Source organism: Deinococcus sp. Leaf326 (assembly GCF_001424185.1).
Taxonomy (GTDB): Bacteria; Deinococcota; Deinococci; order Deinococcales; family Deinococcaceae; genus Deinococcus.
Genome location: NZ_LMOM01000001.1, coordinates 717824 through 742841 on the forward strand (window position 1 = coordinate 717824; position 25018 = coordinate 742841).

The window sequence follows — 25018 nt, forward strand, 5'->3', positions numbered from 1 at the left end:
GGGCTGGCGGCCCGGACCCCAGGAGGCAAGGCACATGGCAATTACAGGACTCAAGCGGGTGGTGATCACGGGCCTCGGTCCGGTCACGCCCATCGGTCTGGGCGCGGCGACCTACGCCGAGGCGCAGCGCGCGGGCAAGAGCGGCATCACCCCCATCACCCGGTTCGACCCCGCCGACGTGGCGAGCAAGATCGCGGGTGAGGTCAGTGAGAGCCTCGACCCCTACGTGAATCCGCGCGAGGCCCGCAAGCTCGACCGCTACGTGCAGCTCGCGCTGACGGCGGCGGCGCTGGCGGTCGCCGACAGCGGCCTCTCGGAAGAGGAACTACGCGGCGAGCGCACCGGCACCGTGCTGGGCAGCGGCATCGGCGGGGTCCAGACCTTCGAGGAACAGTCGCTGGTGCTGCACACGCGCGGCGCCGGGCGCATCTCGCCCATGTTCGTGCCCATGCAGATCGCCAACATGAGCACCGGCCACGTCGCCATGCGCTACGGCGCGACCGGTCCCAGCAGCACGGTCGTGACCGCCTGCGCGACCGGCACCGGGGCCATCGGCGACGCGGCGCGGTACATCCAGCTCGGCCTGGCCGACGTGATGCTCGCCGGGGGCAGCGAGGCCTCGATCACGCCCATCGCCATCGGGGGTTTCTCGAACATGAAGGCCCTCTCGACCCGTAACGACGACCCCCAACACGCCAGCCGGCCCTTCGCGGCCAGCCGTGACGGCTTCGTGCTGGGCGAGGGCGCGGGCGTGGTCGTGCTCGAGGAATACGAGAAGGCCAGGGCGCGCGGCGCGACCATCTACGCCGAGATCGTGGGCTACGGCACGAGTGCCGACGCGCACCACATCACCATGCCGGCGCCCGAGGGCCGGGGCGCGCAGGTCGCCATGCGTATGGCGCTCGGCACGGCGGGCGTGAACCCCGACGAGGTCGGGTACATCAACGCACACGGCACGAGCACGCACTTCAACGACCTGCACGAGACCCAGGGCATCAAGCACGTGTTCGGGGACCACGCCTACAAGCTCGCCATCAGCAGCACGAAGTCCATGACCGGGCACCTGCTGGGCGCGGCCGGGGCCATCGAGGCGATTGCGGTCGCACAGGCTCTGAGGGACGGTATTCTTCCCCCGACCATCAACCTCACCGACCCCGACCCCGAACTGGACCTCGACTACATTCCCGAGGGCGCGCGCGAGAAGCAAGTCGAGTACGCGCTGAGCAACTCGTTCGCGTTCGGCGGCCAGAACGCCGCGCTGCTGTTCAAGCGGGTCTGATCCGGTCGGCGGCCGGGGAGAGGAGCGCCGCTGTGGCCTCTTCCCCCGGCCGCCGTCAGATCGGTCAGGTCGCGCCGGCCGTGATCCGTACTAGCCTGGGAGCTGACGTTCCCCTTACCGCCCCGAGGTTTTCTGTCAAGGAGTGACTACCGTGCCTGCCGAAGTGTCCGACCTGTCCGCCACGCCCGAAGCGCCCGCCACGAAAAAGGCGGTTCGCCGCACGTCCCGCAAGGCCCGGAAGGCGGCCGTGCCGGGCGACCGGCTGCGGACCCTGAGCACCGTCGCCAACGCCGAGAGCCGTTATCTCAACCGCGAGCTGTCGTGGCTGGCGTTCAACGAGCGGGTGCTGGCCGAGGCCCGCGACACGCGCAACCCGCCGCTGGAGCGCCTGAAGTACGCGGCCATCTGCGGCAGCAACCTCGACGAGTTCTTCATGGTGCGCGTCGCCGGCGTTCACCGCCAGATCGCCGCTGGGGTCATGGTGCCCGGCCCCGACGGCCTGAAGCCGCGCGAGACGCTGACCCTGGTCCGTGAGCGGACCCATGACATGCTGCGCGAGATCGAGAAGGCGGCCCGGCACGCCCTGCGTGAGCTGCAGGAGGCGGGCGTGCGCATGACGCGTGTCGCGGATCTGGGCAAGCGGGCGCGGGCGCAGCTGCGCGAGCATTACTTCGCCGAGATTCAGCCGGTGCTGACGCCGCTGGTCGTGGACCCCAGCCATCCCTTTCCTTACCTCAGCAACCTCAGCCTGAACCTGGGTGTGCTGCTCGGGTCGGACGAGGGCGAGGAACCCGATTTCGCGCGGGTCAAGATTCCGGTCGGCGTGCTGCCGCGCGTGGTGGCGGTGGGCGACCAGCTCCTGATGCTCGAAGACGTGATCGCCGCGCATATCGGCGAGCTGTTCAAGGGGCGCCGGGTGCTGCGCGCGCACCTGTTCCGCGTGACGCGCAACACCGATTACGAGTTCGAGGAAGAGGAGGCCGAGGACCTGCTCGCCACCATTGAGGACGGGCTGCGCCGGCGCCGCTTCGGCTCGGCGGTGCGCTTGGAGGTCATCCGCGACACGCCGCAGGACATCCTGGACTTCCTGCGCGAGAAGCTGCGCCTCGCCGCCGAGGACCTGTTCCTGCTCGAAGGCCCGCTGGGCACCGCCGACCTGATGGGCCTGCCCATCAACCGCCCTGACCTCGCCTTCCCCGACTTCACGCCGGCCGTGGCCGACCTCGACGGCGACGAGGAGGACGGCATCTTCGACACGCTGGGGCGCGGCGACGTGATCCTGCACCACCCCTACGACTCGTTCGTGAACGTCCTGAACTTTCTGGAGGAGGCGGCGCGCGACCCGCAGGTGCTGGCGATCAAGCAGACGCTCTACCGCACCGGGGACGACCCCAAGCTGCTCGGCGCGCTGCGCATGGCGGCCGAGAACGGCAAGCAGGTCGTCGCCATGATCGAACTCAAGGCCCGCTTCGACGAGCAGCGCAACATCTCCTGGGCGCGCAAGCTGGAGCGTGCCGGGGCGCACGTGGTGTACGGCGTGGCCGGCCTCAAGACCCATGCCAAGGTCTCGATGGTGGTGCGGCGCGAACCCGGCGGCCTGCGGCGCTACGTGCACATCGGCACCGGCAACTACAACGCCAAGACCGCGCGGCTCTACACTGACCTGAGCCTGCTCTCGGCCGATACCGACCTGGGCGCCGACGTGGCCGAGCTGTTCAACCACCTCACCGGCTATGCCGAGGCCGAGTACACCCACCTGCTCGTGGCTCCCGAGACGGCCCGCACCGGGTTCGAGGCGCTGCTGGAGCGCGAGGCCGAGCACGCCCGCGCCGGGCGCGAGGCCTGGGCGCGCATCAAGGTCAACCAGCTCACCGATCCCGGCATGGTCGAGGCGCTGTACCGCGCGTCCGAGGCGGGCGTGAAGATCGAGATGATCATCCGCGGCGTGTGCTGCCTGCGCCCCGGGATGCCGGGCCTTTCGCAGACCATCCGCGTCCGCAGCCTGTTGGGGCGCTACCTGGAACACGCGCGGGTGTTCGCCTTCGGCAACGGCGGAAGCCCCGAGGTGTATTTCGGCAGCGCCGACTGGATGAGCCGCAACCTCGACCGCCGCGTTGAGGTCATCGCGCCCGTGCTCGAAGACCGGCACCGCGACGCCTTCCTCAAGATTCTGGCGACCGAGTGGAGCGACCAGCGCGGCAGCTGGGAGTTGTGCAGCGACGGCGAATATGAGAAAGAGCCGGGCGATCTCAGTGCACAGCAGACCTTCGCCGACGCCCGGCACCCGGTCTAGGGCCTCTGGGCGGGCCAAAAGCCCGGAGGTGGACGGACGCGTAGGGTTGGGGGCACCATTAAGGCTCGGGCGAGGCGGGGGCAGACTGGGCCGGACTGGCCCACCGGGTGGGGTAGGCTGAGGGCCAAGTCCCTGCCCGAGCCTTCCCACTGATCGCCCCCCGCGACGAAACAGGTGCCGACCATGCTCGAATCTCCCCAGACCAAGAAGGCCACGCCGCCTCCCCGCCTGCCGGTGGGGGCCCAAAACGCCCAGAAGCCCCGGGCACAGGCACCCAAGACCCCGGCCGCGCGCCCGCCTGCCCGCGCCGCACCGACCCGGACCCCGGCTGCCGCCAGCGGGCTGATGGGCCTGTTCAGCGGCAAGTTGAAGAAGCTCGCGGCCGCCGGGCGCGAGGGCCTGAGCAACCTGAGTGCGGGCGCGAAAAAGGTCGTCTCCCAGGCTGGCAAGCTGGCGAGCAATGCCGGACAGGCCATCAAGAAGGGCGTGGTGGACGCCACCTGGAAGAAGGTGGTGGGCGCAGGCGACTTCGCCGCCAAGAAGGTGGGGCAATTCAAGGCCTGGTACGCCACCCCCGAGGGCAAGGCCAAGTTCTGGAAGGGTGTGGCCCTGACCGCCGTGGGGGTTGCCACGGTCGCCTCGGGTGGCGCGCTGACCGCCCCGGCACTGGCGCTGGCGGCCGGCATCAGCGCGGGCGGCGGCATGGCGGCGACCGTCATCGAGAACAAGGTGTTCAACAGCGCGGCCAAGGCCAAGGCGCAGCAGGACAAGAAGTACAAGTACAAACCCCGCAAGCTGACCGAGGGCATCACGGCGCGCAGCGTCGCGGTGGACGCCCTGGTCGGCAGTGTGGGCGGCCCGGTCCTGAAGTACGGCGCCAAGGCTCTGGTTGGGGTCGGGGTGGCGGTCGCCAAGGGGTCGCTGCCCTTTGCCAAGGGCCTCCTGCACGGCGCGGCAGGTACGGGGAGCAAGGTGGCCGCGCGGGTCTTTCCGAGTGTGGTCAAAACGGCCTTCCGCTCGGTGGGCCGGTTTATGAGCCAGAAGGTGGCGGCCCCGGCCCGCGCTCTGGGCCGGGGCGCGGTGGACGGCGCGCGCAAGATGGCGGCCGGCACCGCGCGGCTGGCCCAGAGAGGCGCCGACAAGGTGAAGACGAGCGGAGTGGGCCGCGCCGTTTCGGCGGGCGTGCGCCGGGCGAGCACCACGCTGCGCCTACACACCCGCACCCTGCGCCGTTTTGCCCGCAACGCCCCCAAGAACGTGGCCGAGTGGACCAAGAAGAAGGTCAAGCAGGTGCGCCGCTGGGACCGCCGCCAGCTCACCCGGCTCAAGGTCGAGGCCCGCAAGAGCCCGGTCCTGAAAGCGGCCCGTAGGGTCCGTGACACGGTGGATGGGCTGGGTGACCGCGTCAGCCGGAAACTGGTCCGCGGCAAGGTCTGGGCGGCCGATGGGCTCGATGCCTTGGGAGCGCGCGTCGGCGAGAAGCTCGGGCAGGCCGGGGGCAAGCTCCAGCAGACGAGCGTGGCCCAGTTCGTGCGCAACCGCAAGGACGGCGTGGTCAAGTACCTCGACGACGTGGTACGCAACAACCCGGACGGCCATTTCGGAAAGGCCATCGTGGAGTTCCGGGCCAGCGGCACGGCCATCCGCACCCACCTAGGCAAGGTGTGGGGAGAAGTGGGACAGGGGCTGAACAAGGACCTCTCGCGTCTGCTGGGCCGGCACGGCAGCCTCCAGGCTGATTTCAAGACTCTGGCCGAGCAGGGCAACCGCGCCCTGTACGACCAGGAGGTCGCCGCCGCCCGCCAGGCCTCCGTGAGTCGCCTGCGCCTGAAAGTCATGCAGGACACGGAAAACGCCGAACTGGCTGCCCAGACCCGGCGGGGGATTCAGGTCTCCGACGGGGTGCGGCAGCAGGCGCGCGACAAGGCCGCGAAGGCAGCCGACGACGCCGTGAACCAGCAGGCCGATCAGCTCACCCGGCAGGCCGAGAAGTTCGTGGCCCGTCATCCGTCCACGGTCGTCGAGACGGCGGCGCTGCGGGCGCAGTCGCTCGAAGCGGCCAAGAAGGTCTCCGAGAAATACTTCGGCAAGGCCAGCGGCCAGAAGGGCCTCATTGAGCGGGCAGGTCTGGTTCTCACGGCGCCCCTGCGCGCGCCCATCAACGACCGGCTGGAGCTGTACAAGAAGTTCGGGGACGCCTTCCGCAGCAGTACGCCCGTCGCCTCGGCCCTGCTGGTGAGCACCGAAGTCGTGACCGAACAGGCCGAGAAGGCCTTTGAGGACAGCTTCAAGAAGTCCACCGAGGGCATGACCGAGCGCCTGGCGGGCCGGCCCGAGAAGGAAAAGAAGCTGAACGCCGAGGAGACGAACGTACTCGTCGAGACCATGAAGGAGACCGAGAAGACCATCTCTCCCTTCGTGGTGCTCGAGGAGATGTGGGGCGAGACCGAGAAGAGCCTGAACATCAAGCCGCCCGAGGAGGAGTGATGTTCGGTCTCTTCGGGCGGAAGAAGGTGGAGGCGAACCTGCGTCAGGGCACCGAAGTCGGCGAGATGAGGGTCACGGCCTTCGATCTGCTGTTCGACCTGGGAAAGCTGTCGCCGGAGTTCGGTCTTCAGCGGGACGACGAGCTGGGGTTCTTCTCGTTGACCTATCACGGGATTCCGGTCACGGCCCCCTACGTGGGGAACGTACAGGGCCTCTCGCTGCGCACCACGCTGCCGGAGTGCAATGTCCGGCGCGCCGCTTCCACCGCTGGCCGGGCCCAGGCGTACCGCTGCCTGGACCACATATGCCGAACCCGACCCGGCGCGCGGGCCTACTTCGATCCGGAAAGTGGGGACCTCGTGGTGGCGGTCGAGTCGGCCGGCTTCGGCGAGCAGCTCCGGGCCGACACGGCCATCGACATCGCCCTGTTCATGCTTGAGGAAGCGGTTCACGCAGCCCGGACCTTCCTGGGTCTGCCGGCCACGCCGGTCAGCCCGGCCCGCGCCGAGCAGTTCGGTGGGGGCTACCACTTCGGCGAGGGGATGAAGACCTACGCAACGGCCCGCGACGCCTTCGCGGCGTATCTGGTCCGGCACCTGTCCTGCGAGGAAGTGTCGCGTGACGGGCGCTCGGTCCTGCTGCGGTCCGGCCCCGTGGACTACGAGGTCATGGGAATGGGCTGGCCCAGCGGGTTCATGGTCGCCACGACGACGCGCGGCTTTCGCCGCAGCGTGCAGGACGACGGACGCTATGTCCGGATCCAGGAACGGCTCGCGCAGCCGGTCGTCAACCCGGAGCGTCCCGGCGAGTGGTCCTGGAATTTCCGTGACCCCGGCCGCACGTCCATCGCCTACTTTCAGGAGGACGGCAGCTTCGTGGTCGGGCAGTACGGATTCGGCAGCCCGCGCACCGATGCCAACGGCGCGGCCTACGAACTGGTGGCCCAGGCACAGAGCCTGAGCGTGTATGCCATGACCCTGCTGACCGAGGAATTGCCCGACGAGCTGTATTCCGACGAGGCCAACCGCCCCAACTGACCCGGCCCCCGGCCGAGCCCAGACGAATGCCCCGCAAGGAGCCGCGATGACCAAGACCCGTGCCAAGACCACCAAGAAGGCTCCTCCCGCCGAGGCCGAGCCGCCGGCCGACAAGGCGCCGCCCAAGACCACCGAGCTCAAGGTGCGCCGGCCCAACGCCCCGGCGCGGGCCAGGGGCGCCGATCTCCTGGGCGCGGCCCTCGAAGCCCAGGGCTTTACCGTTCAGGACGAGCCGGGACTGGGGCGGCGGTTCGCCTTCGAGGGCGGCACCTACTACCTCGTCTCGGCCGAGGGCGACGACACCTTCTACCATCTGCTGTATCCCAATTTCTGGGAGCTGGAGTCGGACGACGAGTACGTGCGCGCCCTGTACGCCTGCGACACCGTGAACCGCGAGGCCAAGCTGGTCAAGCTGCACACCGCCGAGAACGACGTGTGGGCCGGGGTCGAGGCCCTGCACGACACGCCCGCCGCCTTCGCCGCCCAGGTGCCGCGCTACCTCAGCTACCTTCAGGAATCGGTGCGCGCCTTCCGCGACGTGATGCTCGCCGCCGCCGAGGAACTGGCCGAAGCCGAGGCCTGATCTCCCGGCGGGCGGGGCGCGCCCTCGCGCAGCCAGGGCCAGCGTTCGCGGTAGCTGGCCGCCTTGGCGGCGTACAGGGTCGGGGTGTGGTTGAGCGGATTGGGCCGCAGCACTCCGGCGGCGAGGTCGTCCAGGCCACAGGGGGCATAGACCTCGCCGCCCGCGTCCACGCCGACGCAGGTACATTCGACCAGAAACTGCCGGATGCCCTCGCGCGCGCTGCCGATGGCCGGGCGGCTCAAGCCGTGGTGCGCCGGAAACCACAGGTGGACGCGCGCCTGGTTGCGGACCTCGATGGGAGCGCCCAGGTCGGCGAACAGCCCGGCCGCGTAGCGGATGACCGCGTCCTCGGCCTCATAGCTCGTGTCGGGATGCCAGTAGAAGAGGTCGTAGTCGCGGACGCCGTGCGTGGGCGGCAGGTTCCGGCTGACGTTCCAGACCGTGCCGAACAGGGCTCCGGCGACCAGATGCAACTGCGGCGCGCGTTCTTCGAGCAGGGGTAGCCGTTCCAGGATCGCCGCGTTCACGGGGTTGCGGCGCACGGCGGCCAGAAAGTCGGCATCGTTCATTCGCGGTTCAGGCCTTCACGGCGGCCTGGGCCTCTGCCAGCAGGGCTGGAAAGTGGGCAGTCGCGGCCCAGGCGCGGCCCCAGCCGGGCCAGCTGTGACCCAGGCGCAGCTCGGGCAGCAGGTGTTCCGGCACCTTCAACCCGCGTGCGCCGGCCACTGCCCCCACCACGCAGGCGACCGTGTCGGCGTCGTCGCCGCCCAGTACGGCCGGTTCCGTGCTGGCCGGCCAGGAGTCGGCCCTGGCGTGGGCGACCGCCGCTTCCAGCGTGTCAAGGACGTAGCCGCTCTGCGAGGTGACGTGGCCCTCCAAGCCGCGCCGCACGCGGGCACGCACCTCGGCGCGGCCCGTGCGGTCGGCCTTGCCAAAGGCCTCGAAGGCGGGCCGGGTGTCGATGCCCAGCAGCCCGGCGTCCAGTAGCGCGGCGCGGGCGTCGAAGGCGTCCATGGCCCGCAGGCCGCTCTCGGCGGCGTCGCGGTAGGCCGCGTCCCCGGCCAGCGCCTCCAGAAACGCCGTAAAGAACACCGAGGCGTGCACGCAGCGTGGGTCGGCGTGCGTGAGGGCCGTAACGAGCGCCGACTCGCGGGCGAGCGCCGCGCCCTCCAGGCCGACCAGCCATGTGGCGGCAATCCGCATCAGGCCGCCATTGCCGGCCCCCTGGAATCCGCCCAGTTGCCAGGCCCGGACGCCGCCGTCGAGTTGCCCGGAGCGCAGCGCCTCACGGGTCAGGCCGCCCACATCCGGGGGACCGGCGCGCAGCCAGTCCTGCAGGCCGGCGAGCACCCCTGCCAGTCCGTTGCCGCGCGCGTAGCCCAGCAGGGTCGCGGCGACCATCTGGGTGTCGTCGGTGGCCTCGCCGGGCGCGAAGCCGAACACGCTGCCCGGCTGGTAGATCGTGAAGCTCGCGCCGTAGCGGGCGTGGATGGCCTGCGGGGTCTTGAACTCGGTCGCGGCGCCCAGCGCGTCGGCGGCGGCCAGCGAGAACAGCGTGGGCAGTCGGCGGTCGGTCATGGGCTGCATTCTCGCGCACCGGGCCGGGGCAGGGCCCACAGATGCGTGGCCGGAGCCCGGCCCGACTCCTATCCCTCCGCCGGTCCGGCCCATTCCTCCAGCAGGTACTGCAGGCGGGTCTGGGCATTGTCCTGGCTGCCGTACACACTGCGCCGCAGCTCGCCGCCCGGCGCGAAGGCCAGCCAGTGCGGCGTGCCCTCGGTCTGCCAATGCCGCGCGAAGCTGCCGTCCAGGTCGAGGGCCACCGCGAACGGCAGCCGGGCGAAGTCCCGCGCGAACCTGACGAGGGTCGGTTCCACGTCCCCACGCGCCAGGTTGCGGTGCCCGAGACTGGTATGCACGGCCAGCAGGTTCACCCGGTCGCCGAATTCACCGTGCAGCCGCTTCAGGAAAGGAATACCGCGCGACACGCAGCCGGGACATTCCAGGTTGAAGGTCATCACCAGCCCCGGCCGCGTCCAGTTGGCCGGCGGGGGCAGGGGAGAGCCGTAGACGAAATCGGTGGGGGCAGGCCACAGCATGGGCGCAGTACAGCACGTCTGCCCAGACCCTATCCGGGCGAGCAGCGTGCACCAGCGCCCGGACGGGACTGGGCCGCTCCCGTATGCTGGCCGGATGAAGCGCGCCCTGCTCGCCCTGCTGGCCCTCACCGCGGCCCTCCAGACCACTGCCCACGCCTCCACCGTCGCCGAGGTCAAGAAGAAGGGCGTGCTCGTGCTGGGCACCGACCCGACCTTCCGTCCCTTCGAGTTCAAGGGGACCGACGGCCAGATTCAGGGCTTTGACGTCGATATCGCGCGGGCGGTCGCGGGCGACCTGGGCGTGCGGCTCGAGATCCGGGCGGTGGGCTTCGGGGCGCTGATGCCCCAGGCCGTCACCTCGGGGCGGGTGGACATGGCGATGAGCGCCATCACCATCACCGCCGAGCGCGCCAAGGTCGTGGCCTTCAGTGCGCCGTACTACCGCAGCGCTCAGGTGTTCATCGTCCGCGACGGCAATCCCGGCAAGTTCGCGTGGCCCGCCGACGTGAAGGGTAAGACCATCGGCGTGCAGGCCAACACGACCGGGCAGTACGCGGCCGGCGACCTCCTGAAGCCGCGGGGCGCGGTCCTCAAGGTCTACGACGACTTCGCGGGGGGGCTGGCCGACGTGCGCGCCGGGCGTGTGGCCGCCCTGATCGGGGACGCTCCGACCGTCACCGACCTGCAAAAGCGCCTGCCCGGCCAGTTCGCCCAGGCGGGCAAGGCGCTCGTGGCCGAGGATTACGGCATGGTCTTTGCCCGGGGCAGCGACCTCACTGCCGCCGCGAACAAGACCCTGGCCCGCCTGAAGGCCAGCGGCGAGTATCAGAAGCTGCTGAACAAGTGGATCGTGCAGAAGTAGACGGGGTCAGGCGGCGGCCCCCACCCGGATCGCAGGGGTCAGCCGTGCAGGTGATGAAGCGCCGCCACACTCACGCCGATGAGCAGCAGCCCGGCCCAGGCGGTCGGCGTGAGCCGGGTGCCGTCCAGGCGGCGCGAGAGCAGTGCGCTGAGGGCGAGCCCCAGGCCGCCCCAGGTGGCGTAGGCGGTCGCCAGCGGTACGGTCTTCAGCGAGACTCCCAGCAGCCCGAAGGCGAGCAGCACGAGCGCCAGCGCCAGCACCCCCGGCCCCAGGCGGCGAAACCCGTCGGACTTCTTGAGCAGGGCGTTGGCACCCACGTCCAGCACGGCGGCCAGGGCCAGCAGCAGTGGGGCCGGGTTCATGCCCGCACCTGGGCGGGCGCGCGGGTGCCCCGGTGGAGCAGCCAGGTGCCCAGGCACAGGCCTCCCAGCGCGGTCACCCCCGGCAGGGTCAGGTGCTCGCCCAGCAGAGCGGCGCCCAGCAGCGTGACGAGCGCGAGGCCCGCTGCCTCCCACACGGCGAAGGCGACCGCCACCGGAATGCGCCGGAAGGCGTGCGAGAGCAGCACATAGGACGCGCCCACACACAGGGCGGTCAGGAGAACCCCCAGCGGCAGCCCCAACAGGGTCAGGCCGCCCAGGGCGGTGTATTTCAGGGAAAGGGTGCCGAAGACCTCCAGGCCGACGGCAGACAGCAGCGCAGTCCAGGCGCGCATAGGTTCACATCCTTGAGGGTTCGTGGAGCACGCAGAAAACGGCGACCGGCAGAGCGGAATTGTCGGTTGCTGCCGCTAGGTCCGGCTGCGGACGTAGAGCCACGAAATCAGGGCATGGGGGACGGTTTCGTTGCGGTACGCTTTGGCGCGCACGTCGTTTCACCCGGCACTTTGCAGAATCCCGGACCTCTGGTGGGTCCGTGCCGGGCCCCTGCCCCGGTTGGGTGGACGGCGCCGACTCTGGGTCCAGTCTACCCGTTTGGTGGTCAGGCGACTGTCAGCGTAGGCAGCCTTGGGGGGGCTACCCGCCGGAATCTGTCCCCTGGCCTGGGCAAAAAGCGTCTGGAGGCGCCGCGCCTCTGGCCCGATACCTTAGACTGCCCGGCGCATGGACGACCTGCTCACCGGCTTCCGCACCATCTTCTCCGGCGAGTACCCCGCGCTGCTCCTGTCGGGGCTGGGCCTCACGCTGGCGGTGAGCCTGTGTGCGCTGGGCGTGTCGGTGGTGCTGGGGACTCTCCTGGGAGTCGCGCGGGTCTTCCGTCTGCCCGTGCTGGGGACGCTGGGCAACGCCTACGTCGAGGTGGTACGCGGCATACCGCTCATCGTGCTGCTCAGCGTCATCTACTACGGCCTGCCCGCGCTGGGCGTGACGCTGGAGGGCTTTCCGGCGGCGGTGCTGGCACTCGGCTGCTACTCGGCCGCCTACACCTCCGAGATCGTGCGCGGCGGCCTGAGCAGCGTGCCCGCCGGCCAGATCGAGGCGGCGCGCAGCCTGGGCCTGAGCCGGTGGCAGGCGGTGCGGCACGTCGCCCTGCCGCAGGCGTGGCGGGTGGCGCTGCCCGCGCTGGGCAACGAGTTCGTCAGCCTGATTCTGGGCAGCAGCCTCGCGTCGGCCGTCACCCTGCAAGAACTCTTCAGCCAGGGGCGCTACGTCACCAACGCCACCTACCGCCAGTTCGAGGTCTATGCCGTCCTGGCCCTGGTGTATTTCGCGCTGACCTTCGCGCTGACCCGGCTGGTGCGGGCGCTTGAGCGCCGGCTCGGGCGGGGGCAGACACTGCCCGAGCGGCGGGTGATCTGAGGGGCGGCTAGCGCTCGGCGGCCCAGGCCTGCACGGCGGCGTGCTGGTAGGCCGCCAGGCCCGGCCTGACCCGGTCGATGTTGCGGGTGAAGCGCTCGTCGCCTACCCACAGGTCCGACACGTTCCGCAGCATCTGCGGCGAGCAGTCGTAGTACCAGCGGTCGAAATGGGCCCGCTGCGCTTCTGCCGCCGCCGCCGCTTGCGGGCTGTCGGGGCCCACTCCGGCGTCCATGAGGGCCACGTAGCGCGCGTTGATGGCCTCCATCTCGGCCTTGAGCTGTGCCCAGTCGGCCTTCGTGTACTTCTCCGTGCGCGCCCGGCTCTGGCCGTACGCCTCGGTGTCGCCCCAGCGCTCCTGCACCTCGTCCTCATACTGGCCGTGGTCGAAGCTGCCGAACATCTCCTTGAGTTCCTCTCTGGTCATGGGTGCTCCTTCGCGCCTGGCGGCGCCGAGTAGGGAGGTGACGGCGCTCAGTTTCTGCCGGGTCTGCCGCAGCTGCTCGGTCAGCAGCGTGGCCTGAAGCTCCAGGGCGCGCCGTTCCTCGGCCGCGCCCGCGCCGAGCAGCCGCGCGATGTCGGCCAGGGAAAAGCCCAGGTCGCGCCAGGTCAGTACTCGGCGCAGCCGCTCCAGATCGGCGGGCGTGTACAGGCGGTAATTGGCCTCACTGCGCGCCGAGGGCCGCAGCAATCCCAGGTCGTCGTAGTGGTGCAGCGTGCGGATACTCAGGCGGGTCAGCTCGGCGACCTCACCCACAGTCCATAGCGTCTGCGTGCCGGTCGGTGCGCCGGTGGTCTGCAAGTCCCTTCACCTCCTGCGTTCCACGCTAAGGGCTGACGTGGCGTGAGGGTCAAGCCCCCACTGGGCCATGAAAAAGCTGGCGGAACTTCTCCGCCAGCCAGGCCCGTAGGACGCCGGTGTCCATCCCCGGTGTGCCTACCCCAGTCGCTCGGCCGCCTTCGCTGCCAGCACGTCCACCAGATGCGCGCGGTAGTCGGCGCTGGCGAAGCGGTCGCCCAGCAATCCCGCCGCACTCACCAGCCCGGTGCCTGCCGCCTGCCCGGCGTTCAGGCGCTCCTCGAGCTGGGGCAGGCGCTCGGCCTTCTCGCCCGCGCCGGTAAAGGCCGCGCGAATCTGTCCGTCAGCGTGGCGGGCCAGCGCGAGCCCCACGATGGCGTAGTGACTCGCCGGGTGCCGGAACTTCTCGTAGACACTGGCGGTGATCGTCGCCGGAATACGGATCTGGGTCAGGAGTTCACCGGGCTGCACCGCGCTCTCGAACATGCCCACGAACATGTGGTCGGCGTCCACCATGCGCTCGCCGTCCAGGCCCCGGATCACGAACTGCGCGCCGGTCGCCAGGGCCGCCGCCGGGTAGTCGGCGCTGGGGTCGGCGTGGGCCAGTGAGCCGCCGATGGTGCCCCGGTTGCGCACCATCGGGTCGCCCACCCAGCCCGCCACCTCAGGAAAAAGCGGCAGGTCGCTGCGCAGCACCTCGGCGTGGGTGGTCATGGCGCCGACCACCCATACGTCGCCCTCCCGGCGGATGCCGCGCAGCTCTTCCAGGCCCCACACGTCCAGCAGGGCGGGCGGCTGCGCGAGGCGCAGCTTCATGGCGGGCAGCAGCGAGTGCCCCCCCGCGATGACCTTCAGGTCGGGATTCTCGGCCAGCGCCCGCAGCGCGTCGTCCACACTGGTCGCCTTCTGATAGTCGAACTGGGCTGGATACATGGGTGCCTCGCTTGGGGGTCGTGAGGAAAAGGAAGGGAGAAGCCGGGCCGCCGCGGCCCAGTCGGTGGCTCAGTCGTCGGCGGCCTGTCCCTGGGCGCCGCGCGCCGCCTGGACCGCGCGCCAGACCTTCTCGCTCGTGTAGGGCATGTCGAGGTGCGCGATGCCGCACTCATGCCACAGGGCGTCCATCACCGCGTTCGCCACGGCGGCGCTGCTGGCGATGGTACCCGCCTCCCCGATGCCCTTGACCCCCAGCGGGTTGTGCGGGCTGGGCGTCACCGTGTGGTCGATCAGGAAGCTCGGCATGTCGTCGGCGCGCGGGATGGCGTACTCCATGAAGGTGCCGGCCAGCAGGCTGCCGTCCTCGTCATAGGCGGCGTCTTCCAGCAGGGCCTGGGCCGCGCCCTGGGCGATGCCGCCGTGCACCTGCCCCTCGGCGATCAGCGGGTTGATGAGGGGGCCGCAGTCGTCCACACAGCCGTACTGCCGCAGCTTGACGTGCCCGGTGTCGGTATCGATCTCGACCACGGCGATGTGGGTGCCGAACGGGTACACGAAGTTCTTGGGGTCGTAGAAGGCGGTGGCCTCCAACCCCGGTTCCATGTCGGCCGGGAGGTTGTGCGCGAGGTGGGCCATCAGTGACACGTCGAAAAAGGACTTGCTCTGGCCGGGCGCCCCCTTGATCCGGAAGACGCCGCCCTCGTGCTCCACGTCCTCCTCGGAGGCTTCGAGGAGGTGCGCGGCGATCTTCTTGGCCTTGGCCGTTACCTTCAGCAGGGCCATCTTCAGCGCGCTGCCGCCCACCGCCGCCGAACGGCTGCCGTAGGTGCCCCAGCCGTAGGGCATCCGGCCCGTGTCGCCGTGGATGAGCTCAATGTCCTCGATGGGAATCTGGAGTTCGTCGGCGGCGATCTGCGCGAAGGCCGTCTCGTGGCCCTGCCCGTGGCTGTGCGACCCGGTGAACAGCTCGACCTTGCCGGTCGGGTGCACGCGCACCAGGCTCGATTCCCACTGCCCTGCCTGCGCGCCCAGTTGTCCCACCAGGGCCGAGGGAGCCAGCCCGCAGGCTTCCAGGTACGAGATCAGCCCGACGCCCAGGATCTTGCGCCCGCCCTTCATGCTCGCCTGTTCCGCCCGCAGCGCCGGGTAGTTCATCATGTTCAGCGCCTTGTCGAGGGCGGGTTCGTAGTCGCCGCTGTCATAGACCAGCGCGACCGGCGTCTGGTACGGAAACTCGTCGGGCTGGATGAAGTTGCGCCGCCGGAACTCGGCCGGGTCCTCGCCCAGTTCGTGCGCCATCACGTCCACGGTGCGCTCGACGGCGTAGGTCGCCTCGGGCCGGCCCGCGCCGCGGTAGGCGTCCACCGGCACAGTGTTCGTCATGACGCCCGTCACCTTCACGTGGACGGCCGGCATCTTGTAGACCCCGTTGCACAGCGTGCCGTACAGGTAGGTGGGCACGGCGGGCGCGAAGAGCGTCTGGTACGCCCCCAGGTTGGCGACGGTGGTCACGCGCAGGCCCAGCATCATGCCGTTTTCGTCCACGGCCATCTCGGTCTCGGTGTCGTGGTCGCGGCCCTGCGCGTCGCTGACGAAGGACTCCGAGCGCCGCGCCGCCCACTTCACCGGCCGCCCGAGCTTCTGGGCCGCGAGCAGCACGATCACTTCCTCCTGGTACTGGAAGATCTTGCTGCCGAAGCCCCCGCCCACGTCCGGTGAGATGACCCGCAGCTTGTGCTCGGGGATGTTCATCACGAAGGCGGCCAGGATCAGGCGGTGGATGTGCGGGTTCTGCGAGGTCGTGTGCAGCGTGTATTCGCCGCTGGCGGGCGAAAACTGCGCGAGCGAGGCGCGCGGCTCGATGGCGTTGGCGATCAGGCGGTGGTTGCGCAGCTTGACCTTCACCGTCTTGTGCGCGCGCCGGAACGACTCGTTCAGGGCCGCCTCGTCGCCAATTTCCCAGCGGAAGGCCACGTTGCCCGGCACGTCGTCGTGGACCACCGGCGCGCCGTCCTCCAGGGCCGCTACGGCGCTGCTCACCGAAGGCAGGGCCTCGTAGCTCACGTCGAGCGCCGCGGCTGCGTCCTCGGCCTGGGCGCGCGTCTCGGCGATGACCACCGCCACGATGTCGCCCACGTGGTTGGCGTCCTCCAGCGCGATGGCGGGGTGTGCCGGGGTCTTGAGGTCGGGCAGCAGCCAGCCCACCGGAATGCTACCGATACCGGCGTCCTTGACGTCCTGGCCGGTCAGGACCAGTTGCACGCCGGGAAAGTCGGCCACGCTGTCCTTGTCGATGGCGGTGATGCGGGCGTGCGGGTAGGGACTGCGCACCATCGCCGCGTGCAGCATGCCGTGTAGCACGATGTCGTCGGTATAGTTGCCCGTGCCGGTGATGAACCGCGGGTCTTCCTTGCGCTTGAGGGCCTGCCCGACGTACTTGTCCGTTCTGGATTCGGTCATGGGGGTCTCCGGATGGGGGAGGGAAGAGCGGCTGGGCCTGCGGAGTACGCCGTCGCCGTGCATGCGCAGAGCCCGCCGGGCTCAGTCGTCGGCGGCCTGCGACTGGCCGGGCGCGGCCTCGCGGATGGCTCCGGCCGCCTGCTGTACGGCCTTGACGATGTTGTGGTAGCCCGTGCAGCGGCAGTAGTTGCCTTCCAGGTGGAAGCGGATCTCTTCCTCGCTGGGCTGCGGGTTGTGCCTGAGCAGTTCGGCCGAGGCCATGATCATGCCGGGGGTGCAGAACCCGCACTGCAGGCCATGCTGTTCCCAGAATCCCGTCTGGAGGGGGTGCAGGTCGCCGGGCGTGCCCATGCCCTCGATGGTCGTCACGGGCAGGTCGCCCACCTGCACGGCCAGCAGGGTGCAGCTCTTGACCGCGTCGCCGCCCACATGCACGGTGCAGGCGCCGCATTGGCTGGTGTCGCAGCCTACGTGCGTGCCGGTCAGGGCCAGGTCTTCACGCAGGAACTGCACGAGCAGCCGGCGGGGTTCCACCTCACGGGTGTACGTCTTGCCGTTCACGGTCATGGTCACGTTCATGGGACCTCCCGGTGGGGCCAGCCGACCCTCACCCTCAGTTGTAGGACCGTTCCATTCAAGCACACGAAGTGACCCGGCGGGGCACGCCCCCGGCGGCTGGCTTACCGGGACACGGGTGTAACGCCGCTTGCAGCCCGGAGCCCGCCAGGGTGTAAAATGGACACATACCCGGGTGCGAACCCCGGTGTTTTTGCGGGCAGGTTGCCGATAACACTGACTCGTGAATTCGTTCACAGGAGAACTGCTATGAAGACCCTGATTCTTGGCGCAGGCTACGCTGGCCTCGCCGCTGCGACCAAACTCAAGCCCATTCCGGAAATGGAAACGCTTCTGGTCGAACAAAACGCCTTCCACACCTTCGAAACCCGGCTGCACGAGGCGGCGGCGCATAACACGCCCGTCACGCTGCCCCTGACCCCCCTGCTGCGCGGTACCGGCGTGCACCTCGAGCAGGCCTCGGTCGAGAGCGTGAATCTCGACGAGAAGGAAGTGCAGCTCAAGGATGGCCGCGTCCTGACCTACGACACGCTCGTCGTGGGCCTGGGCAGCGTCACGAACTTCTACCGCATTCCCGGTCTGGCCGAAAACGCCGCCGAGCTCAAGCAGCTCAGTGACGCCGACGACATCTTCAACTTCGTCAACCGCGTGTACGCCGACGGCTACCAAGGCAACCGCGACATCGTGGTCGGCGGCGCGGGCCTGACGGGCGTGGAACTTGTCACCGAACTCGCGCAGCGCGCCGAGCAGCTCAGCAAGGAGCGCGGCGTGCCGCCCTTCAAGATCCACCTCGTGGAGGCTGGTCCCAAGATCTTGCCGGTGCTCGACGACGCCCTGCGCGCCAAGGCCCAGAAGACGCTGGAGGAGTACGGGATCAACATCCTGATCGGCCACCGCCTCATGCAGGCGACCGCCGACAGCGTGACCGTCCAGACCCAGGACGGCGAGCAGAAGGTTATCCCCGCCGGCAAGATCATCTGGACCGGCGGCATCCAGGCCCGCGACATCGTCAAGGGCGAGAAGCTGGAGAAGGGCCCCGGCGGCCGCGTCGCCGTAGACGCCGAACTGCGCGCCAAGAACTACCCCGACGTGTTCGTCATCGGGGACATGGGCCTGGCCCTGAACCAGGAGGGCAAGCCCGTGCCCACCACCGCGCAGCACGCAGGCCAGCAGGGCCGCCTGACCGGCAAGAACCTGATGCGTCTGGCCAAGGGTGAGGAGCTGACCCCCTACGAGCCGACCAGCCTGGGCGAGTTCGTCTCGCTGGGCGGCCTGATGGCCGTGGGCTGGATGAAGCTGCCCTGGAACCAGAAGCTCGCCATCACTGGCGGCCTCGCCCACGTCATGAAGCGCGCCTCCGAGTGGCGCTGGCGCGTCAGCATCGACTGAGCACGCCAATAGAGAACCGGCCGGGAACATGTTTCCCGGCCGGTTCTCTATTGGGTAGGCGACTGGCCTTCGCCGTTCTGCTCGGCCACCCACCGCCGCGCCTGCTCCAGCGTGCCGGGCTGCGCCGTGTCGAGCCGCAGCAGCGGGGCAGAGAGGTCCAGCGGCGACCAGCCCGCGTGGGGCGGCAGATCGGCATGGTCGAAGGGCAGGTCGATGCCGGGGCGGGTGCCAGCGGCGACCCGCGCGGCGTGGCGAGTGCGCAGGAGCTCTAGCGGCGCCCCACAGTACACCTGGAGCAGGCGCGCCCCCGAGGTCCCGGCCAGCGCCAGGAGGTGCGGCTCACTGACGCCCCGGTGAAAATGCGTCTCGAGCACCAGGCTTCCGCCTGCCGAGAGGATCACCTCAGCCACATGGAACATCAGCGCGAAGCTCAGCGGGCCGCCTTGAGCCTGGGGCAACTCGGGCAGGTGGGCATAGAGCAGGCCCTTGTAGTCGTCCTTGGTCACCAGTGGCCAGCCGAGGGTCCGGGCCAGCGGCGCGGCAAGCGTCGTCTTGCCGGCGGCAGGCAGGCCCGAGACGACCAGGAGGGTAGGGGTCATGGGGCCAGTGTGGGGAGGCCCAGCCCTGCGAGCAACCGCCGAAAGTCGGAGCCCGGCGTGCCCTGCGCCGTGTCGACGACAAGCCGGGGCGTGGTCCAGGGCTGGTACTCGCGCCCGTAACGTTCCAGGTCGGCCAGGGTCGGCGGGGCCCACTGCCCGGTGTGGTCCTGCCCCGAGGCGTGGCGCGCCTCCACCCGCCGCCGGTGTTCGGCCGGGTCCGAGCAGATCACCTCAATGTCGAACAGGGTGGCCCCGCTCTGCCGCGCGACCTCAGCCCAGGCGTCCCGCGTCTCGGACACGGGGTTGACACAGTCAGCCACCACGCTCAGGCCCAGGCTGAGGTTGTCGGCGGCGACGGCGTACTCCACCGCGTAGCCCTCGACCGTTATCCCTGTCTGTCCGGCATTCAGCAGGGCGGCCTCGACCGTATCTACGCGCAGGTACGCCGCGCCCAGGTGCCCCGCGAGGGCGCGGGCCAGCGTGCTCTTGCCCGTGCCGGGTAGGCCAGAGAAGACGAACAATGACGGCACATCCCTACGGTAACTGAGGCCGCCCACCCTCACCCCGCCGGTAGTCGCCTGCTATCCCCGATGCGGGCCGCGCACTCGGCTCTGCGGCGGGAAGGGAGCTGGGGAACATCCGGGGCCGGAGGCCCACGCATAATCCGAAGCATTCAGGAGTGCCGGCAGTCTTGGCGGCGCGCCCTACACGGTGCGGCAGTTCAGCGCCAGCCCAGCGCCGGGGCCACGTGCTTGAGGATGTTCTCGATCACGTGGGCGTTGTAGTCCACGCCAAGCTGATTGGGCACGGTGAGGAGGAGGGTATCAGCCTCGGCAATCGCGGTGTCGCCGCGCAGTTCCTCAATCAGTCGATCCGGTTCGGCGGCGTAGCTGCGCCCGAACACGGCCCGCGTATTGTCAATCCGGCCGAACTGGTCGCTGCCCTGACCCTGTCCGCCGAAGTACGCCCGGTCGCGGTCATCAGTAATTGCGAAGATGCTTCGGCTCACCGAGACGCGCGGGGGCCGAGCATGTCCAGCCTCCGCCCAGGCGGCGCGGTAGGCCCGGATCTGGTCGGCCTGCTGCTCGTGAAAGGGTTTGCCGCTCTCGTCGAAGACCAGCGTGGAGCTCTGCAGGTTCATGCCCATCTGGGCTGCCCATACGGCGGTCGGCGTGGTGGCCGCCCCCCACCAGACGCGCTCCCGCAGGCCCTCCGAATGGGGTTCAAGCCGCAGCAGTCCCGGCGGATTGGGAAACATCGGGCGCGGGCTGGGCTGGGCAAAGCCCTCGCCGCCCAGCAGGTGCAGGAAGACCTCGCTGTGGCGGCGGGCCATGTCGGCGTCGCTCTCGCCCTCGGCCGGGGCATACCCGAAGTGGCGCCAGCCGTCGACGACCTGTTCGGGCGACCCCCGGCTGATGCCGAGTTGCAGCCGTCCACCGGCGATCAGGTCGGCCGAACCCGCATCTTCGGCCATATAGAAGGGGTTCTCGTAACGCATGTCGATCACGCCCGTGCCAATCTCGATCCGGCTGGTCTTGGCTCCGATGGCCGCCAGTAGCGGAAAGGGCGAGGACAACTGCCGGGCGAAGTGGTGGACGCGGTAGTAGGCGCCGTCTGCGCCGAGTTCCTCGGCCGCCACCGCCAGATCGATGGACTGCAGCAGCACGTCGCTGGCCGAGCGAGTTCCCGACTGCGGCGAGGGCGTCCAGTGGCCGAAGGAGAGAAAGCCGATGTTCTTCATAGAGAAAGAATATCGCTTTAGGTTTGAAAAGTAAACCGGTTTGTTTTGAAAAGCTCTGCGTGATCCTGAGGAGAAGTGGAGGCTGAGTGGGGAGTCGGGCTCGCCTCTGGACCCGTGCCGCAGGACGGGCATACTGGATCAGTGGCCCTCGTGCTTCCCCCGCCGGAACTTGCCCGCCGCCGCCCGGTCTGGGCTGCGCTCTCGGCGCTGTTTCTGGACTCCGAACTTGGGGAAGCCGACTACCTGCATATTGCCCGCGTCCTGCACGGCTCGGGATACGCTCCGGACGAATGGCGGATCATCCTGCGGACCGAGGTGGCTCCGGTGGTCGGCGGCAATCTGTGGTCGGTGGCCGGCGAGTGGGCCGGGTTCGACGGGGTGTGGCTCGAAACCAGGGTGCTGGGCCGCGCGCCGCGCGCCACGCTGGAAGGCCGCTGGGCCCTCCGCCGGATTGCCCCAGACCTGGATCGCCTCGAACAGGTCTACCGGGAGGAACACGCCCGGTCGTGACCGCAGGCTCCGGGGGATGCCCAGGGCCTCAAGCCGGGACGGGCCTGCGGGCGCGGCCAGGCTGCTCAGGACTCACGCTCAGGGTGGGGGAGGCGGGGCTGCGTCGCAGGTCGCCTCCTGGGCACTGGCGGGCAGCCGGACCGCGCAGCGCCGGGTACCGTCCTCGCCGCCGCGGAGTTCCCCGGTGCGCGCCGCCGCGCTGCGGAGTACGAGGCCGTAGCCCTCGTCGTCCAGCGGAATCCGTTCTCCGTTCAGGTACAGGTCGGCGGCGGCGGCGGCCGGCTGCCCCGGCGCCCAGAAGAAACGCACGAACGACGACACCCGGAAATTGTCCCGCCAGTCGACCAGGGTCAGGCCGGCTGCTGCGGGCAGGACCTCCAGGCTGCTGCTGACGAGGGCCACCCCCAGCGGCAACCCGCGGGTGTCGGTCCGGATGACCACCACCTGCCCCGGGGTGACGCTGGTGACGAGGGCGTCGCCCGCCGCATTGGTCAGGACGCTGGGCGCGCCGTCGATGGTCAGGGTCAGGCGGGGAACGCCGGTGCGGATCAGCAGGCCGCGCTGGGTCAGGGCGGGCGACAGCTGCACCCGGCCGTTGGCCAGACTGAGTGCGCCGCCGACCTGCGCCGCCGCGCCGCGCGTACCGGCCTGAAGATCGAGTTGCACGCCCCGGACCAGGGACGAGCTAGCCGAAATGTCGTCGGCTGAGGCGTTGAGACTCAGGCTCAGATCGGGGGTGGGCTGGTAGGTCAGGGCAGCGACAGGCACGGCGCCGCTCTCGGTCAGGGCCGCGCCGGCCTGCACCCGCAGTGCGGGGCCGAAGAGGTACGACACCCGGAACTGAAGGCGGTAGCGGTCGGGGGCGAGCGCCGCTAGGACGCTGGCCGCGCCGCGGGCTCCCAGCAGCCGGGTCGCGCCGACTTCCGTCTCCCAGGTGCCGGGCTGGAAACGGGTGCGCACGCCGCCGCTCAGCAGCCAGGGCTGGGCCCTATAGGTGGCCTGCAGGTCGAGGGAGCCGTCGGCCGGCTGCGCGAGGGGCACGTTCAACAGGGCGCTGGCACTCAGGAATTGGCGGGTGTAGTCGAGCCGGGTGGTCACGGCCGCCTGGAACGGCGCGGCGGCGTTCAGCCGGGTCACCTCGGCGCCGGCGCTGCCTACCAGGGGGGAGCCGGCCCGGGCCAGACGCGCCTGCACGGCGCCGCTCAGGGCGCCGCTGCTGGTGGCCTGCCCCTGGGCCTGCACGAGCAGGGAGGGCGTGGGCGCGTACTGCACCGAGAACTCGCCCACGCCCCGCCCGCGCACCGTGCCGGCGGTCGTGCGCACGCCCAGGCTCTGGCGCACCGGGCCGCCGGCATTGGCCGGCACATCCACCTCGCGCACGCTGGTGCCCGTCTCGGTATCCACAAGCAGCCGGATGGTGTTGGCCCCCTGACCGTCCAGGGGGATGTTCAGCAGGCTCACCTCACCCGCTCCCACGTTCAGAACCCCCAGGCGCACGCTGTTGACATACACGCTGATCTCGGCCGGCGTGTCGAGCGACAGGTTCAGGCGGGCATAGACCCGCTCCTCCCGGCGCTGGTAGGTCACGGTCACGCCCCGGAAATCCGAGACGGCGAAGGCCGGCTGGGCCGCGCTCGTGCTGGCGTTGTAGGCGGCGTACACCGTCCATTCGGGCGACACGGCGAACTGCGCGGTTCCCCGGCCCTGGACGAGCGACTCGCCGTTCGTGCGCCGGGTGTACAGCGCCCCGAGGTATCCGGACAGCCGCCCGGCACTGCTGCCGACGCCCACATAGGCCTGTGCCGTCCCCAGCGAGAAGTCGGATTGCTCTGTTTCCGCCGCCTCGCCCCGTAGGTCATAGCGGACGGCCCCGTAGGCCCCGAAGTCGACCCCCAGGGCCGGGATGACCGGCGGGCTGACCCGTTTCAGGGTCTGGCCCACATCCACCGTTTGCTGGCCCAGGCGGGCCGGAACCGGGCGAATGCGCAGCTCCTGGGTCTCTTCCCGGTAGACCACCAGCAGGTCGGGGTTCAGTTGCACGTAGCTCACGCCGTCGCAGTCCAGGCGTCCGGCCACGTACCCCTGTTCGTCGCTGCGCAGGACGTCAGGCGGCAGCAGAAGACCCGTGACACGGTCGCCGTCACGTTCCAGGCGCACGACGACGGCGCCGCGCTCGGTCGAACCCAGGCGCACGCTGAGCAGCGCCTCGGGCGACGCGCAGCCGGCGCTGGCCTGGGCTGTGCCCAGCAGGGCTCCCAGCAGCAGCGCCCAGGGGTCAGGGCAGCGAAATCGTTTCGACAAGGCTGCGTCCGTCCTCGCCCGTGGCCTTCAGGGTCAGGGGGCCACTGGCCGACGCGAAGCCGGTCAGGGGAAATTCCAGGGTCGAGCCGGCCAGCGCCGGAATGATTTGGAGGCTCTGCGTCTGGGCTCCGCGCGTCAGGGTCACGTTGCGGTAGATCGCCCGCCGCTGCCCGGCATTCTCGACCCTGAGCAGCAGGTTCTGCCCGCTGGGGGCGGCGCTGAAGCGCACCTGTGCCCTGGCGCCCGGCTGGGTCACGTAGACCGGCAGGGAAAAGCTCAGGGTAAGGTTGAGGTCGGCGGTACTGCCGGTGCCCAGACGGGTGCTGACCCTGGGAAGCGCCACCCCGTCAATGGGCTGCTGCTGAAGAACGATCCGGTAGGAGAGTTCGGTGGCACCCGGTTTCTTGCGCACGCCGACGCGCAGCAGTTGTGACGCCCCGGGTTTGACCGTGAAGGTCGTGGGGTTCACGATCAGGTCACGGGTGTCTTCCAGAACCGGAACGCCGCCGACCACGCGCCAGACCTTCGCGGTCACCGTGAACTGCGCCGGCGTGGACGTGCTGTTGATCATGGTCGTTTCCGCGACCAGGTTTCTCGTGGCGTCGATGTCCAGGGCGGTGGGCGTGAAGCCGAACGTCTGGGCCGAGGCGTGGCTGCCCGGCCACCCCAGCAGGGCGGCGAGGAACAGGGGCGGTATGGATCGGTGAAACCTGCGGACGGACATGGACTCCTCTTCTGCGCGTTGGGGGGGCACGGACGGGTCGGCGGCGTGGCTATGGGCTGGCCTTCCAGGGTACTGGGCCAGTCTGGCCGCTGCCGACGCCCCTCAGGGGGGGGACTGTTCCAGGGTCAGCGTGGCGGGGAAGGTATAACTCCCGACGCTGATCCACTGATTGCGGGGCGTGATCAGCCGGAAGTGCAGGACCTGCGAGCCCTTGACCGGCAGGCCGCTGCGCAGGCCCCCCGCCCCCACGACCGTGAGCTGCAACTGGTCCCGGATGCCGTACAGGTAGAGCGTCAGGTCGTCGCCTTCACCGGTCGGGGCCATATCGGTCAGGAACACCGTCGCCCGGTCCTGCGGGGTATCGCACCGCACGGGAATGCTCAGGGTGCCGGAAGTGCCTGACAGCGCGGAGTAGCTGGGCAACTGGAGCTGCGGCGGCTGGATCAGGCAGGACGCCTGCGCGCCACCCGCGAGGAGCAAACCGAGGAGCAGAGATCGCAACATGACTCTCCTGAAAGAGAGGACCCTGGACCCACAAAACGGAAGGGCG

General features: G+C 69.8%; 24 protein-coding genes. 9 read left to right on the forward strand and 15 right to left on the reverse strand.

The window, feature by feature from the left end:
* Positions 1-34: 34 nt before the first annotated feature.
* The 5 genes from fabF (at position 35) to ASF71_RS03635 (ending at position 7679) form a co-directional block, all read left to right on the forward strand.
* Positions 35-1279, forward strand: a complete 1245-nt coding sequence (gene fabF / locus ASF71_RS03615; protein WP_056294841.1) for a beta-ketoacyl-ACP synthase II — start codon at positions 35-37, stop codon at positions 1277-1279.
* A 142-nt stretch (positions 1280-1421) separates the two neighbouring features.
* On the forward strand, positions 1422-3572 hold the full coding sequence (ppk1, locus tag ASF71_RS03620) for a polyphosphate kinase 1 (RefSeq protein ID WP_056294844.1): 2151 nt from the start codon (positions 1422-1424) through the stop codon (positions 3570-3572).
* Positions 3573-3755: 183 nt separating this feature from the next.
* Positions 3756-6059 carry a hypothetical protein gene (locus ASF71_RS03625; protein ID WP_056294846.1) on the forward strand — a complete coding sequence of 768 codons (2304 nt, stop codon included), beginning with the start codon at positions 3756-3758 and terminating at the stop codon, positions 6057-6059.
* The gene (locus ASF71_RS03630) at positions 6059-7096 is read left to right on the forward strand and encodes a hypothetical protein (protein ID WP_056294849.1); all 1038 of its coding nucleotides are present in this window, start codon (positions 6059-6061) and stop codon (positions 7094-7096) included. The genes ASF71_RS03625 and ASF71_RS03630 overlap by 1 nt, the downstream gene beginning before the upstream one ends.
* 46 nt (positions 7097-7142) lie before the next feature.
* Positions 7143-7679 carry a hypothetical protein gene (locus ASF71_RS03635; RefSeq protein ID WP_235514108.1) on the forward strand — a complete coding sequence of 179 codons (537 nt, stop codon included), beginning with the start codon at positions 7143-7145 and terminating at the stop codon, positions 7677-7679.
* Here the strand turns inward: ASF71_RS03635 and ASF71_RS03640 are convergent.
* From ASF71_RS03640 to ASF71_RS03650, 3 genes are all read right to left on the reverse strand, one after another.
* Positions 7607-8248 carry a nucleotidyltransferase family protein gene (locus ASF71_RS03640; RefSeq protein WP_082505343.1) on the reverse strand — a complete coding sequence of 214 codons (642 nt, stop codon included), beginning with the start codon at positions 8246-8248 and terminating at the stop codon, positions 7607-7609. The two genes, ASF71_RS03635 and ASF71_RS03640, sit on opposite strands and share 73 nt — an antisense overlap.
* A gap of 7 nt (positions 8249-8255) precedes the next feature.
* On the reverse strand, positions 8256-9257 hold the full coding sequence (locus ASF71_RS03645) for an ADP-ribosylglycohydrolase family protein (protein ID WP_056295246.1): 1002 nt from the start codon (positions 9255-9257) through the stop codon (positions 8256-8258).
* A gap of 68 nt (positions 9258-9325) precedes the next feature.
* Positions 9326-9778: a peroxiredoxin gene (locus ASF71_RS03650; RefSeq protein WP_056294851.1), complete on the reverse strand. Its 453-nt coding sequence runs from the start codon at positions 9776-9778 to the stop codon at positions 9326-9328.
* Between the two features lie 94 nt (positions 9779-9872).
* Here ASF71_RS03650 and ASF71_RS03655 point away from each other — a divergent pair, with 94 nt between their 5' ends.
* On the forward strand, positions 9873-10640 hold the full coding sequence (locus ASF71_RS03655) for an ABC transporter substrate-binding protein (protein ID WP_056294854.1): 768 nt from the start codon (positions 9873-9875) through the stop codon (positions 10638-10640).
* A 38-nt stretch (positions 10641-10678) separates the two neighbouring features.
* On the opposite strand, the gene ASF71_RS03660 is transcribed toward ASF71_RS03655, so the two are convergent.
* Positions 10679-11002 carry an SMR family transporter gene (locus tag ASF71_RS03660; RefSeq protein ID WP_056294855.1) on the reverse strand — a complete coding sequence of 108 codons (324 nt, stop codon included), beginning with the start codon at positions 11000-11002 and terminating at the stop codon, positions 10679-10681.
* The gene (locus ASF71_RS03665; RefSeq protein WP_056294859.1) at positions 10999-11355 is read right to left on the reverse strand and encodes a multidrug efflux SMR transporter; all 357 of its coding nucleotides are present in this window, start codon (positions 11353-11355) and stop codon (positions 10999-11001) included. Before ASF71_RS03665 ends, ASF71_RS03660 begins: the two co-directional genes overlap by 4 nt.
* Positions 11356-11743: 388 nt before the next feature.
* Between ASF71_RS03665 and ASF71_RS03670 the strand changes: the two genes are divergently transcribed.
* Positions 11744-12439: an amino acid ABC transporter permease gene (locus ASF71_RS03670; RefSeq protein ID WP_056294862.1), complete on the forward strand. Its 696-nt coding sequence runs from the start codon at positions 11744-11746 to the stop codon at positions 12437-12439.
* Positions 12440-12446: 7 nt separating this feature from the next.
* Here ASF71_RS03670 and ASF71_RS03675 read toward each other — a convergent pair whose 3' ends face one another.
* The 4 genes from ASF71_RS03675 to ASF71_RS03690 form a co-directional block, all read right to left on the reverse strand.
* Entirely contained in the window at positions 12447-13238 is a 792-nt protein-coding gene (locus tag ASF71_RS03675) for a MerR family transcriptional regulator (protein ID WP_056294865.1), read from the reverse strand.
* Positions 13239-13373: 135 nt separating this feature from the next.
* Positions 13374-14168 carry a xanthine dehydrogenase family protein subunit M gene (locus ASF71_RS03680; protein WP_056294868.1) on the reverse strand — a complete coding sequence of 265 codons (795 nt, stop codon included), beginning with the start codon at positions 14166-14168 and terminating at the stop codon, positions 13374-13376.
* Between the two features lie 69 nt (positions 14169-14237).
* A complete protein-coding gene (locus ASF71_RS03685) occupies positions 14238-16628 on the reverse strand; it encodes a xanthine dehydrogenase family protein molybdopterin-binding subunit (protein WP_056294871.1) in 2391 nt (796 codons plus the stop codon).
* Between the two features lie 81 nt (positions 16629-16709).
* Positions 16710-17207 (reverse strand): (2Fe-2S)-binding protein, encoded by a 498-nt coding sequence (locus tag ASF71_RS03690; protein WP_056294874.1) that lies wholly within the window; start codon positions 17205-17207, stop codon positions 16710-16712.
* Between the two features lie 246 nt (positions 17208-17453).
* Here ASF71_RS03690 and ASF71_RS03695 point away from each other — a divergent pair, with 246 nt between their 5' ends.
* Positions 17454-18593, forward strand: a complete 1140-nt coding sequence (locus tag ASF71_RS03695; protein ID WP_056294877.1) for an NAD(P)/FAD-dependent oxidoreductase — start codon at positions 17454-17456, stop codon at positions 18591-18593.
* Positions 18594-18640: 47 nt separating this feature from the next.
* On the opposite strand, the gene ASF71_RS03700 is transcribed toward ASF71_RS03695, so the two are convergent.
* The 3 genes from ASF71_RS03700 to ASF71_RS03710 all read right to left on the reverse strand — a co-directional run bounded on the left by ASF71_RS03700 (position 18641) and on the right by ASF71_RS03710 (position 20933).
* A complete protein-coding gene (locus ASF71_RS03700; protein WP_056294880.1) occupies positions 18641-19192 on the reverse strand; it encodes an ATP-binding protein in 552 nt (183 codons plus the stop codon).
* Positions 19189-19722, reverse strand: a complete 534-nt coding sequence (locus tag ASF71_RS03705; protein WP_082505488.1) for an AAA family ATPase — start codon at positions 19720-19722, stop codon at positions 19189-19191. The genes ASF71_RS03700 and ASF71_RS03705 overlap by 4 nt, the downstream gene beginning before the upstream one ends.
* A 191-nt stretch (positions 19723-19913) precedes the next feature.
* Positions 19914-20933, reverse strand: a complete 1020-nt coding sequence (locus ASF71_RS03710; protein WP_056294886.1) for an LLM class flavin-dependent oxidoreductase — start codon at positions 20931-20933, stop codon at positions 19914-19916.
* Positions 20934-21074: 141 nt separating this feature from the next.
* Here ASF71_RS03710 and ASF71_RS03715 point away from each other — a divergent pair, with 141 nt between their 5' ends.
* On the forward strand, positions 21075-21443 hold the full coding sequence (locus ASF71_RS03715) for a hypothetical protein (RefSeq protein ID WP_056294889.1): 369 nt from the start codon (positions 21075-21077) through the stop codon (positions 21441-21443).
* 78 nt (positions 21444-21521) lie between these two features.
* On the opposite strand, the gene ASF71_RS03720 is transcribed toward ASF71_RS03715, so the two are convergent.
* The 3 genes from ASF71_RS03720 to ASF71_RS03730 form a co-directional block, all read right to left on the reverse strand.
* Positions 21522-23744, reverse strand: a complete 2223-nt coding sequence (locus tag ASF71_RS03720) for a hypothetical protein (RefSeq protein WP_056294892.1) — start codon at positions 23742-23744, stop codon at positions 21522-21524.
* Positions 23719-24468 (reverse strand): molecular chaperone, encoded by a 750-nt coding sequence (locus ASF71_RS03725; RefSeq protein ID WP_056294896.1) that lies wholly within the window; start codon positions 24466-24468, stop codon positions 23719-23721. The genes ASF71_RS03720 and ASF71_RS03725 overlap by 26 nt, the downstream gene beginning before the upstream one ends.
* A 102-nt stretch (positions 24469-24570) precedes the next feature.
* Positions 24571-24972, reverse strand: a complete 402-nt coding sequence (locus tag ASF71_RS03730; protein WP_156372566.1) for a hypothetical protein — start codon at positions 24970-24972, stop codon at positions 24571-24573.
* Between the last annotated feature and the right edge of the window lie 46 nt (positions 24973-25018).

Bases quoted from the DNA above. Each gene is read 5' to 3' on its own strand.
- fabF (WP_056294841.1), top strand. From the start codon at position 35: ATGGCAATTACAGGACTCAAGCGGGTGGTGATCACGGGCCTCGGTCCG.
- ASF71_RS03625 (WP_056294846.1), top strand. From the start codon at position 3,756: ATGCTCGAATCTCCCCAGACCAAGAAGGCCACGCCGCCTCCCCGCCTG.
- ASF71_RS03630 (WP_056294849.1), top strand. From the start codon at position 6,059: ATGTTCGGTCTCTTCGGGCGGAAGAAGGTGGAGGCGAACCTGCGTCAG.
- ASF71_RS03635 (WP_235514108.1), top strand. From the start codon at position 7,143: ATGACCAAGACCCGTGCCAAGACCACCAAGAAGGCTCCTCCCGCCGAG.
- ASF71_RS03640 (WP_082505343.1), bottom strand. From the start codon at position 8,248: ATGAACGATGCCGACTTTCTGGCCGCCGTGCGCCGCAACCCCGTGAAC.
- ASF71_RS03645 (WP_056295246.1), bottom strand. From the start codon at position 9,257: ATGACCGACCGCCGACTGCCCACGCTGTTCTCGCTGGCCGCCGCCGAC.
- ASF71_RS03650 (WP_056294851.1), bottom strand. From the start codon at position 9,778: ATGCTGTGGCCTGCCCCCACCGATTTCGTCTACGGCTCTCCCCTGCCC.
- ASF71_RS03655 (WP_056294854.1), top strand. From the start codon at position 9,873: ATGAAGCGCGCCCTGCTCGCCCTGCTGGCCCTCACCGCGGCCCTCCAG.
- ASF71_RS03660 (WP_056294855.1), bottom strand. From the start codon at position 11,002: ATGAACCCGGCCCCACTGCTGCTGGCCCTGGCCGCCGTGCTGGACGTG.
- ASF71_RS03665 (WP_056294859.1), bottom strand. From the start codon at position 11,355: ATGCGCGCCTGGACTGCGCTGCTGTCTGCCGTCGGCCTGGAGGTCTTC.
- ASF71_RS03670 (WP_056294862.1), top strand. From the start codon at position 11,744: ATGGACGACCTGCTCACCGGCTTCCGCACCATCTTCTCCGGCGAGTAC.
- ASF71_RS03680 (WP_056294868.1), bottom strand. From the start codon at position 14,168: ATGTATCCAGCCCAGTTCGACTATCAGAAGGCGACCAGTGTGGACGAC.
- ASF71_RS03685 (WP_056294871.1), bottom strand. From the start codon at position 16,628: ATGACCGAATCCAGAACGGACAAGTACGTCGGGCAGGCCCTCAAGCGC.
- ASF71_RS03690 (WP_056294874.1), bottom strand. From the start codon at position 17,207: ATGAACGTGACCATGACCGTGAACGGCAAGACGTACACCCGTGAGGTG.
- ASF71_RS03695 (WP_056294877.1), top strand. From the start codon at position 17,454: ATGAAGACCCTGATTCTTGGCGCAGGCTACGCTGGCCTCGCCGCTGCG.
- ASF71_RS03700 (WP_056294880.1), bottom strand. From the start codon at position 19,192: ATGACCCCTACCCTCCTGGTCGTCTCGGGCCTGCCTGCCGCCGGCAAG.
- ASF71_RS03710 (WP_056294886.1), bottom strand. From the start codon at position 20,933: ATGAAGAACATCGGCTTTCTCTCCTTCGGCCACTGGACGCCCTCGCCG.
- ASF71_RS03725 (WP_056294896.1), bottom strand. From the start codon at position 24,468: ATGTCCGTCCGCAGGTTTCACCGATCCATACCGCCCCTGTTCCTCGCC.
- ASF71_RS03730 (WP_156372566.1), bottom strand. From the start codon at position 24,972: ATGTTGCGATCTCTGCTCCTCGGTTTGCTCCTCGCGGGTGGCGCGCAG.